The following is a 10,127-nucleotide window of genomic DNA, read 5'->3' as shown; positions in this document are numbered from 1 at the left end:
TCCACCTGACCATCCCTGGCGTGTATGATTACTATTGCCTGCCGCATGAGGCGGCGGCGATGGTTGGCCGGATCGTCGTCGGCACCCCCGACGATGCAGGCTGGGAAGAAAGTGCAACGGATCAGAGCGATGTCTCCGAACAGGTTCTCTCCGCCCTGCCCCCTGTCAACCGGATCATCGACGAAGGCATCCTGAGACCGGAGGGCGGATCGTGACGCGGCAGACAGACCTCTACCACACCACGCAATCGGCGACCGACTTGCCAGAGGCCGATCTGGTCACCGCTGCCAAACAGGGCAGCGAAGAGGCAACAGGTGAACTTATCCGCCGCCTGAATCCGCGCCTTTTTCGCGTGGCGCGTGGTATTGTGGACAGCGACAGCGAGGCCGAAGAGGTTCTGCAAGAGGCCTACCTGTCCGCTTTCAGCAAACTGGACGGATTTCTCGGCCATGCCCGGTTTTCCACCTGGATCACCCGGATCGTCATCAACGCCGCTCATATGCATCTCAGACGTGGGCACCATGTCGAATTCTACGACACGGTCGACGAAACCTGCCCACCAAATGTGCTTTCATTTCCCGGCCAGATGACCGAGCTTCCCGAAGCCGCCCTGGGCCGCACGCAATTGCGCGGGCTGCTAGAGGCCGCCATTTCCGAATTGCCACCCGAATTCCGCCTGCCCTTCCTGCTGCGCGAAACCGAAGGGATGAGCGTATCCGCCATCGCCAGCGCGTTGCAGATCAATCCGATCACGGTCAAAACCCGCCTGTTCCGGGCACGCCGCCGGTTGCGGTCCCGGATCGAACAGAAAGTCCGGGGCGGGTTCGAGGTCATCTTTCCTTTTGGCGGCAAACGCTGCGCAATTCTGACGGACCGGGTGCTGAGCCAGTTGAAGGCTCAACGGGATACGTGACACGCCCGGATTTGACCGGGCCACCCCGTTATCCGTTCAGGTATTGCCGTAAAAACGCCGACAGCTCTGCCCGGACAGAGTCCGGGTCCAGCGCAACAAAGCGCCCCTCCAGCGACAGTCTGACAATCCCTTGGGTCGCGGCAAAGACCGTCCGCGCGCGCAGGGTCAGTGTCGCCTCATCCAGATCCGGGTAGAGTTGGGCCAAAGGCCCGATGATTTCACCGATCAGCTGTGTATGATTATCAAGATGCCATTGGGGCACCGGCACGTTGGATGGCATTCGGTGATCGAACAAGGCCGCCCAAAGCGTCAGGTTATCAGCGGCGAAATCCAGATAGGACATGGCAAGGGCCAGAAGTTTGTCTTCGGGCTTTTGGCGGGCGGCGGCGGCCTCCTGCAAAGTGGCATGCAACCGCCCAAGGGTGCGGGCGTTCACGGCCAGAATCAGCAGGTCCAGATCCTCATACGCATTGTACAGGCTACCCAGTGCGCAGCCCGCATCCTTGGTGACATCACGGGCGCGCAATGCGGCCAACCCGTCTGATTCAATCCGTGATTCAGCAGCATTCAGAAGGTTTTCTTTAAGGATTTCTCTTTTTGTTTTAGCCACTTAAACCTCTTTCACTTCACTTTTTTGAACATCGTTCATTTTTTATTGAACAATGTTCAGTATCGCTGCATAGTCGCCTCATGAACAATGTTCATAAATGAGGAGCCCAAGATGTTCAAACAGTTTGCCACATTGCTACGGGGCCGGGCCCATGAGGCGGCAACCGCCGTCACCGACCGCCACGCCCTGCCGATCCTGCGTCAGCAAATCCGCGATTGCGCCCATGCCGTCCAGATGTCGCGCAAGGCCGTCGCCGTGGCCATGGCGCAAAACGAACAGGAAAAGAAACAGCATGACCGGCTGACCCGGCAGATCGCGGACCTTGAGACCCGCACCCTGGCCGCCCTGGATCAAAACCGCGAAAACCTGGCCCAGGACGCCGCCGAAACCATCGCCCATCTTGAGGCCGAGCGGGATGTCTCGACCCAGGCGCAGGCGCGGTTCGACACTGAAATCGCCCGGCTGCGCACCGTCCTGCGCGAGGCCGAAACCCGGCTGCGGCAATTGCAGCGCGGTCAGCGTCTGGCCACCGCGACGGACAAGACCCAGCGCCTGCAGCAAGTGGCCCCCGACAGCGGCCTGTCCACCCTGCGCGAGGCCGAGGACACCTTGCACCGCCTGCAGGAACGTCAAAGCGAAATGGACGCCACAGCCCGCGCCATGACCGAGCTTGAGGCCACCGGATCGGCGGAAAACATCCGCGATCGTCTGGCCGAGGCCGGATGTGGCACACCCCTGCGGTCCAGCGCGGATGAGGTGCTGGAGCGGCTGAAGAAGAAGGCCCGGAAATCCGGCAAGTCGAAATCGAACTGAACCCAAACCAAAATCAACTTACAAAGAAAAGGAATAGTATCATGAACACCGAAGAAAGCCTGAACCTGCCCCAGTCCAACGCATGGAACATGTTCACCATCGTCTCATTCATCGTCGCAGCGGCGATGATGGCGGGCGGGATTTACTTCCTCGAAGCCAGCTTTGCAGCCAAGGGCTTCTACTCGATGTCGGCGCTGATGCTGGTGCACACCACCGTTTCGATCACCAAAACCTTGCGGGACCGCGAAGAATCCCAGCGGCTGCACAACCGGATCGAGGATGCAAAGACGGAAAAGCTGCTGAAAGAGGTCGGCGACAGTATCGCCTCGTAAAGACTGACATCGCGCCGCGACTGGCGCGCATGGCTGGGGGTGGCATCATTGGCAACCCCCAGCCTTAACACGTTGATCAGCCGACCTTGCCGAATGGCCACAAGTTTTGGCGTCACGTGATGCCCGCGCCCTCTACGCGCCTCGCGGTTTGCAACAGCACCGTGACAAGGCGATTGATCTGGTCATCTGAAAGCGCACCGCCAAGCAGGCGTTTGTCCTGTTCGTTTACGGCGGCCATGGCGGCCTCGGCCTGACGGGCGCCCGCTTCGGTCAGAACCACGGCACGGCTGCGCAGGTCGTTGGGGTCGTCCTCGCGCGTGATCAGACCTTCGCTTTCCAGCTGTTTAAGCACCTTGGTCATGCCCCCCGAGGTGATCAGAACCGCCCGATACAGTTCGGTCGGTGTCAGACGCCGGGGCTCCGGCTGGGCGCGCAAGGTGGTCAGCACTTCGAATCCGGCCTGGGTCAGACCGAAATCCGCTGCCAGTTGGCGCGTGGCATCCATGACGATATCGCGCAGGCGGATAATACCCAACATAGCCGTGGTTTCCGGCGTTTCAGCCTCGGGCCAGTTCTGCCGGATCTGCATCAATATTTCTTCAAGTGAGAGCCTGTCGGTCACGTTCCGCCAATTCCCTGAAAATTTATCTTGCAAGAAAGATACATCATCCCTAGATGGGCGGAAACATCTTTCTGGGAAGATAAACCATGCGTAGCTTCGGGGATCGTCTCCGTCATACATTCATGTTCGAGGGCATCGCGCTGGTCATCGTATCGGTGGCGGGCAGCGCGATCACAGGCCATTCGATGGAAAGCATCGGGATTCTGTCGGTGATGTTCAGCATCCTGGCGATGGTGTGGAACTTTGTGTTCAATCTGCTCTTCGATCTGTGGGACCGGAAATACCGCAACATGGCCCCGCGGGGCGTGGGCATTCGCAGCCTTCACGCGATTCTATTTGAAGCCGTGATGCTGATTGCCGGAATCTTCCTGACCGCATGGTGGTTGTCGATTGGCTATCTTGAGGCTCTGATCCTTGATCTTGGCTTTTCCACGTTCTTCCTGATCTACGCTTATGTGTTCAATTGGGCATATGATCAGGTTTTCCCAGTGCCGCGCCTTCAGGAAGGGGCGGCCTGATATCCTGTTTGGCCGGCAGGTCGTCGGGGTCGGAGCATGCAGGTTGCGTCACCCGCTGTGGCGCAATCCCTCCAGAACCCCCGACATCCGCCTGACCAGTTTCGGAATGCGGTTTTCACTGACGCCGGAAAACCCCAGCACCAGCGCCGGGTGTTCAATGGGACCGGTTGCGTAGACGGACAGGGGCAAGGATTCGATCCCGGCATCCAGCAAAGCGGAATGGGCTGTCTGGTCATCGATCCCGCCTTTCAGCCAGGCCAGCATGTGCATGCCCGCATCCGTCGGTTGCAGCTCCAGATGATCCGCACAATCCCGCGTCAGGCAGTCTTGCAACACATTCCGCCGGTCGCGATAGACACGGCGCATTTTGCGGATGTGTTCGACAAAGCGCCCCTCCTCCATGAACCGGGCCATGGCATGTTCCACCATGGCGGCCGAGTTCTGCCCCAAAAGGCTGCGCGCCTTGGCGAACGTGTCGGCAAGCCCCGGGGGGACAACGACATAGCCCAGACGGATCGAGGCAAACATCGATTTCGAAAAGGTCCCCACATAGAAAACCCGCCGATCCGTATCCAGCGCGCTGAGGGCCGGTAAGGGCCGCCCGCGATACCGGAACTCACTGTCATAGTCGTCCTCGATGATCCACGCGCCATTTTCCTGCGCGTAGTTGAGCAGGCTCAGGCGCCGGACAAGGGACATGGTCGTGCCCAGCGGCTGCTGATGCGACGGGGTTGTGAAGATGACAGCGGGTTTGGGATGGCGGGCGATGGCATGATCGATATCCATACCCTCCCGGTCAATCGGAACCGGGGCCACATTGGCCCCCATGATACGCATCACGTCACGACCGGCGATATGGCCCGGATTTTCGTACCATACGGTGTCGCCCTGACGCAGCAAGACAAAAGCAATCAGCACAAAAGCCTGCTGCGCACCCGAGGTGATGATGATTTGCGACGCATCCACCTGCATCCCCCGCGCGTCCCGCAGATGGCGCGAGATTGCGGCGCGCAGATCGGCGCTGCCATGGGTCTGCCCATAGCCGAGGTTTCGGCGATCCTCGACCATCATCGCGTCATTGAAGTATTTGTTCCAGACCTTCACCGGAAACAGGTCCAGCGCCGGAACACCGGGTCGAAAGCCATCGATGACCCCGTGCCGGACCGTGGCCCGGGTCGCCATGATCTCGCGCGCGCGGGCGGTGGGTTCAACCGCGGGCGTTTGCGACCGACGGCGCGGGGCGCGGTAGTTCGGGGCGCTGTCGGTCTCTAATCCATGCGAGACAAAGGTCCCCGCCCCGGTTCTGGCCTCGGCATAGCCTTCGGCGACCAATTGTTCATAGACCGATTTGACCGTGATCCGCGACACGCCCAGATCCTGGGCCAACTCTCTTGTCGAGGGCAGCTTTTGCGCTGGCAGCAAGGTGCCATTCAAAATCAGTTTGCGCAGGGCGGCGTCAAGTTGTCGGTAGATCGGCACTGGCGCCTCTCGGTCAATGCTGAACCCGTGCAGCAAGGCTCCTCCGGGGGATTTGGGCATGGCGTCCTTTCCAATGGGTATAAAGAATCTTTCTTATTGGGTATATTTCATCATTCCATTTCAGAATAACTGTTCCAACAGCCCCATCTCAGATGGTTGGACTTTTGATCAGGAGCGTTGTCCGAACATGAGCGATCTGGAGACCTACAGTTTTCCCTCGGGCCTGCACCTGTTGCAGCGCTGGCAGACCGGAGATGCGCAGGCCAAGCAGGAGATGAAGCAGGTTTTCGACGCCGCCATCGCCGGTGAGTTTGACGCGGATTTCAAACGTCCCGCGCCATCGGACCGCGTGCATTCGACCGCTTCGGTCCACATGCTGGGGCTGGCGATATTGCATGACCTCTATGGCATTGAATCGCAAGAATACTACCACGAAGACCCTTATCGCTATGTGCGGGCGAATTTCGCGGTGACCCGCCTGCTGGGGGTCGACAAGTTCTACATCACCTGGGCGCTTTATGCCTGGACGTGCGAGCCGCTGGGTCAGGTGATGATGTACCCCGACAAGTTTCCACCCGGCGCCGATCCCGATGAGGTTCTGATCAACAGGGAAAACTGGCGCGATCTGAAGACGCCGGATTTCACCACCGGCGCGCCAAAGGCCATCGACAACATCCTGCGCGTCGCACAGGAACTGACCGGGGCCGCGCCAACCTTGCAGATTTCCGCGCCCTACAGCCTGGCCGCCGATATTTACGGGCAGGAACCGCTGCTGGCCGACGTGGTCAACGACCCCGATGAGGTCAACGCGCTGCTGGATCATCTGGGCGACACGGTGCTGGCCCCGTGGATGGATCACCATTTCGAGGTCTTCCCCGATGGCTGGGTCGAATTGTCGGATGCGTCGGGGTCGCCCTTTTTCATCGGGCCTGAAAACTGCATGAACATGTCGATCCGCTCGATCCGGCACATGCTGCGCGACAAGCCCTATGCGGACCGGGTGTTCGACAACAACTATCGCGGCGATTTCGTGGCTGAGGTGCAGAAAAAAGGTCGCGCGGCCCGGCGGCGCGGCGCGGTCAGCGCGGAGACCCCGACAGCGGACCGGTCCAAGCTGCTGGCCCTGACCGACGCCAAGGTCAGCGTGAACCCGCTGTTCATCATGCGACTTGAGGCCGACAAGGTGGATGTGTCTTTCTACGAAGAACAGGCGATTGCGCGGAACATGCCGCTGACCGTGGGCATCGGCTCACCCGAGATTGACCGCAACAGTATCGAGGATCTGAACGCGACCAAGGCCGAGACGGCGGCAAAAGCGAAATCCTTTGTGGCCGCGATCCGGCGGGTCTGTGAAACGGTCGATCTGCCCGAAGACAACCACGTGGGCCAGTCCTGGCCAAGCCATATCTATTTCGAGGACGTCAACGGCCAGTCCCAGTTCGAACTGGTCGAACTGATCCTGAATGAGGTTCAGAACTGCCCGACATTCACCCGAAAGGCCGTGTCGGAAGCGGTTGATTGACACATAAGGCCGGGTAAGGTCACACTTTGCCCGGCCGCTATTCCAGCGACACCCACAGCACCCGGGCATCTTCCTTGCTGGTCGAGATGCAGCCATGCCCCATGCCGCTGTCATAATACAACGAGTCCCCCGCCTTCATCGGCAGCGGGCGGTAATGTTCCGACACAAAGATCAGTTCGCCGCTTAGCACATACATGAACTCTTCGCCCGAATGCCTGATCCAGGTGTCGAACTCGGAAATATCGCGTGCCTTGATCGTTGCGATATAAGGCAGCATCCGCTTGCTGGTCAGTTCCGGGCACAGCAATTCATGCAGATAGGTGGGGGTATCACGGGTCTCGCCCTGCCCTTTTGCGGTAAAGTCGCGCCGCCCGGCCATCCCGGGCTGGCCGGATTGCAGGAACAACTGCGGCGTGCTCAGCTCCAGCGCCTGCGTCAGGCGGCGGACGATGTCGAAACTTGGTTTGGTCTGATTGTTCTCGATCTTGGACAGGGTGGAACGACCGATTCCCGCAGCACGCCCCGCTTCCTCTAAAGTCCAGCCCTTGGCGCGGCGCGCATCCCGGATGGACCGGCCCAGAACCGCCCCATCATCCTGATCTTCCAGCCCCACAGCATCAGTTCGGCTTTCATCGCCCATGGAAATCTCCCTGTTTTATCAAGGGTAACCGATTTCCCCTTAACTCTACAACTTCACAAAAATGAGAATTGTGTTGCTTAGTTTGCACGAATTCCACTATTGGAAACAAAGTTTCGTACACAGGATTCGGTGCTGCAGGAGGAGATCATGTTCACAACATCGCTTTTGGACAGCGACCCGGTGATCGCCGCGTCAATTGCGCGGGAAGGCGTGCGGCAGGCCGAACAGATCGAATTGATCGCGTCCGAGAACATCGTCTCGCAGGCGGTGATCGAGGCGCAGGGATCGGTCCTGACCAACAAATATGCCGAAGGCTATCCGGGCCGTCGCTATTACGGTGGCTGCGAATATGTGGATGAGGTCGAAGCCGAAGCCATCGACCGGCTGAAAAAGCTGTTCGGCTGTGAATATGCCAACGTGCAATCGCATTCCGGCGCGCAGGCCAATGGCGCGGTCAAGCTGGCGCTGCTCAGCCCCGGTGACACGATCCTTGGCATGTCGCTGGACGCGGGTGGCCATCTGACCCACGGCGCGAAACCGGCGCAATCCGGTAAGTGGTTCCGTCCGGTACAATACGGTCTGACCGATGCGGGCCTGATCGATTATGATCAGGTCGAAGCGCTGGCCAAAGCTGAGAAACCCAAGCTGATCATTGCCGGTGCCTCGGCCTATTCGCAAAAGATCGACTTTGCCCGGTTCCGCCAGATCGCCGATACGGTTGGCGCATGGCTGCTGGCCGATATGGCGCATATCGCGGGGCTGGTGGCAACCGGCCTGCACCCCTCGCCCATCGGGCATGCGCATGTGGTGACTTCGACCACCCATAAGACCCTGCGCGGCCCGCGTGGAGGCATCATCCTGACCAATGACGAGGCATTGGCGAAAAAGATCAACTCCGCCGTGTTCCCCGGTTTGCAGGGCGGCCCGCTGATGCATGTCATCGCCGCCAAGGCAGTCGCCTTCGGGGAAGCGCTGAAGCCGGAATTCAAAACCTATATGCAGCGCGTGGTCGACAGCGCCGCGGCATTGGCGAATGTGATGATGGCGCGTGGCTGTGACATCGTCTCGGGCGGCACCGAAAACCATCTGATGCTGGTTGACCTGCGCCCGATCGGTGTAACCGGCAAGGATGCCGAGGCCGCGTTGGAACGCGCCGGGTTCACCTGCAACAAGAACAGCGTCCCGGGTGATCCGGAAAAGCCCACCGTGACCAGCGGCATCCGTCTGGGCACCGCTGCCGGGTGCAGCCGTGGGTTCGGCCCCGAGGAATTCACCCAGATCGGTCACCTGATCGGCGACGTTCTGGACGCTCTGGCCCAGTCGCCTGACGGGGACGAGGCCGTCGAACGCAATACCCGCACCAAAGTCCGCGCCCTGTGCGCAAACCATCCGATCTACTGAGGGAAGACCAATGACCATCTATGACCTCATCGTCATCGGGGGCGGCCCGGGCGGATATGTCGCCGCAATCCGCGCGGCGCAGCTGGGTATGAAAGTTGCCTGCGTTGAAGGGCGCGGGGCTCTTGGCGGGACATGTTTGAATGTGGGCTGTATCCCGTCCAAGGCGTTGCTGACCTCCTCGGCCAAATATGCCGAGATTGCTCATCTCTCCTCCCATGGCATTTCGGTCGAGGGGGCCAGCATCGACATACCCGCCATGATGGGGCGCAAGGACAAGATCGTCGGTGATCTGACCAAGGGCATCGCCTTTCTGTTCAAGAAAAACGGCGTCGATCTGATCGAAGGCTGGGCCAGCATTCCCGCCGATGGGCAGGTCAAGGTCGGGGATCAGGTCTATGAGGCCAAGAACATCCTGATCGCCACCGGGTCGGAACCGACCCCGCTGCCGGGGATCGAGATTGATGAGAAAGACATCCTCAGCTCGACCGGCGCGCTGGCGCTGGACACGGTGCCGGATCATCTGGTCGTCGTCGGTGCCGGTGTGATCGGGCTGGAGCTTGGGCAGGTCTGGGCCCGGTTGGGCGCCAAGGTCACCGTGGTCGAGTATCTCGACCGGGTCCTGCCCGGCATTGATGGCGAGATCGCCAAACTGGCACAGCGCGCCCTGTCAAAGCGGGGTTTGAAATTCCAGCTGGGCCGCGCGCTGACATCGGTGGTCAAATCCGACGCCGGATTGACACTGACATTGGATCGGGTCGGCAAAGACAAGGAAGAGGTGATCGAGGCCGACAAGGTCCTGATCGCCGTCGGACGCCGCCCCGTCACGCGCGGGTTGGGGCTGGAAGAATTGGGGATAGCTCTTGACCCGCGCGGATTTGTTCAGGTGGATGACAGGTTCCGCACCTCCGTCCCCGGCATCTATGCCATCGGCGATTGCGTGCCCGGCCCGATGCTGGCCCACAAGGCAGAAGAAGACGGCGTCGCCTGTGTCGAGATGTTGGCCGGGCTGGCGGGCCATGTGGATTACGACACCGTTCCGGGCGTGGTTTACACCGACCCCGAGGTCGCCTCGGTCGGACAGACCGAAGAGGCGCTGAAAGAGGCCGGGGTTGAATACACGGTCGGCAAGTTCGCCTTCATGGCCAATTCACGTGCGCGCTCCACGGGTGAAACCGATGGGGCCGTCAAGGTTCTGGCCGATCCTTCTGGCAAGATCCTGGGTGCGCATATCTGCGGCGCGCATGGCGGCGATCTGATTGCCGAACTGGTGCTGGCCA

At 60.2% G+C, this 10,127-nt stretch carries 12 protein-coding genes; 8 read left to right on the top strand and 4 right to left on the bottom strand.

Annotated elements, in window-relative coordinates:
- Together MPJ51_RS12215 and MPJ51_RS12210 are read left to right on the top strand one after the other, a co-directional pair.
- A partial coding sequence (locus tag MPJ51_RS12215) for a plastocyanin/azurin family copper-binding protein (RefSeq protein ID WP_298386840.1) occupies positions 1-215 on the top strand: 215 nt, incomplete at its 5' end.
- Complete coding sequence (locus tag MPJ51_RS12210; RefSeq protein ID WP_298386837.1) at positions 212-913, top strand: RNA polymerase sigma factor; 702 nt, start codon at positions 212-214, stop codon at positions 911-913. The genes MPJ51_RS12215 and MPJ51_RS12210, both read left to right, overlap by 4 nt.
- Before the next feature lie 28 nt (positions 914-941).
- Here MPJ51_RS12210 and MPJ51_RS12205 read toward each other — a convergent pair whose 3' ends face one another.
- Positions 942-1,523, bottom strand: a complete 582-nt coding sequence (locus MPJ51_RS12205) for a TetR-like C-terminal domain-containing protein (RefSeq protein WP_298386834.1) — start codon at positions 1,521-1,523, stop codon at positions 942-944.
- A gap of 111 nt (positions 1,524-1,634) precedes the next feature.
- Between MPJ51_RS12205 and MPJ51_RS12200 the strand changes: the two genes are divergently transcribed.
- Positions 1,635-2,336: a PspA/IM30 family protein gene (locus MPJ51_RS12200; RefSeq protein WP_298386830.1), complete on the top strand. Its 702-nt coding sequence runs from the start codon at positions 1,635-1,637 to the stop codon at positions 2,334-2,336.
- 41 nt (positions 2,337-2,377) lie between these two features.
- A complete protein-coding gene (locus tag MPJ51_RS12195) occupies positions 2,378-2,668 on the top strand; it encodes a YiaA/YiaB family inner membrane protein (RefSeq protein ID WP_298386827.1) in 291 nt (96 codons plus the stop codon).
- A 112-nt stretch (positions 2,669-2,780) separates the two neighbouring features.
- Here MPJ51_RS12195 and MPJ51_RS12190 read toward each other — a convergent pair whose 3' ends face one another.
- On the bottom strand, positions 2,781-3,257 hold the full coding sequence (locus MPJ51_RS12190; RefSeq protein ID WP_298386824.1) for a MarR family transcriptional regulator: 477 nt from the start codon (positions 3,255-3,257) through the stop codon (positions 2,781-2,783).
- 119 nt (positions 3,258-3,376) lie between these two features.
- On the opposite strand from MPJ51_RS12190, the gene MPJ51_RS12185 reads away from it, so the two are divergent.
- Entirely contained in the window at positions 3,377-3,808 is a 432-nt protein-coding gene (locus tag MPJ51_RS12185; protein ID WP_298386821.1) for a PACE efflux transporter, read from the top strand.
- A gap of 48 nt (positions 3,809-3,856) precedes the next feature.
- Here the strand turns inward: MPJ51_RS12185 and MPJ51_RS12180 are convergent, their stop codons facing one another.
- The gene (locus tag MPJ51_RS12180; protein ID WP_298386818.1) at positions 3,857-5,347 is read right to left on the bottom strand and encodes a PLP-dependent aminotransferase family protein; all 1,491 of its coding nucleotides are present in this window, start codon (positions 5,345-5,347) and stop codon (positions 3,857-3,859) included.
- 127 nt (positions 5,348-5,474) lie between these two features.
- Here MPJ51_RS12180 and MPJ51_RS12175 point away from each other — a divergent pair, with 127 nt between their 5' ends.
- Entirely contained in the window at positions 5,475-6,809 is a 1,335-nt protein-coding gene (locus tag MPJ51_RS12175; RefSeq protein ID WP_298386815.1) for a uroporphyrinogen decarboxylase family protein, read from the top strand.
- A gap of 37 nt (positions 6,810-6,846) precedes the next feature.
- On the opposite strand, the gene MPJ51_RS12170 is transcribed toward MPJ51_RS12175, so the two are convergent.
- Positions 6,847-7,449, bottom strand: a complete 603-nt coding sequence (locus MPJ51_RS12170) for an XRE family transcriptional regulator (RefSeq protein WP_298386812.1) — start codon at positions 7,447-7,449, stop codon at positions 6,847-6,849.
- A gap of 147 nt (positions 7,450-7,596) precedes the next feature.
- Here MPJ51_RS12170 and glyA point away from each other — a divergent pair, with 147 nt between their 5' ends.
- Together glyA and lpdA are read left to right on the top strand one after the other, a co-directional pair.
- Positions 7,597-8,850, top strand: a complete 1,254-nt coding sequence (gene glyA, locus MPJ51_RS12165; protein WP_298386810.1) for a serine hydroxymethyltransferase — start codon at positions 7,597-7,599, stop codon at positions 8,848-8,850.
- Positions 8,851-8,860: 10 nt separating this feature from the next.
- Positions 8,861-10,127, top strand: a 1,267-nt coding sequence (gene lpdA / locus MPJ51_RS12160) for a dihydrolipoyl dehydrogenase (RefSeq protein ID WP_298386808.1), incomplete at its 3' end; no start/stop codon positions are given.

Origin of the sequence: Ruegeria sp. (genome assembly GCF_028066395.1) — a bacterium.
Taxonomy (GTDB): Bacteria; Pseudomonadota; Alphaproteobacteria; order Rhodobacterales; family Rhodobacteraceae; genus Ruegeria.
The sequence above is the reverse complement of the archived record's forward strand: the minus strand, read 5'-3'. Positions and strand labels throughout refer to the sequence as shown.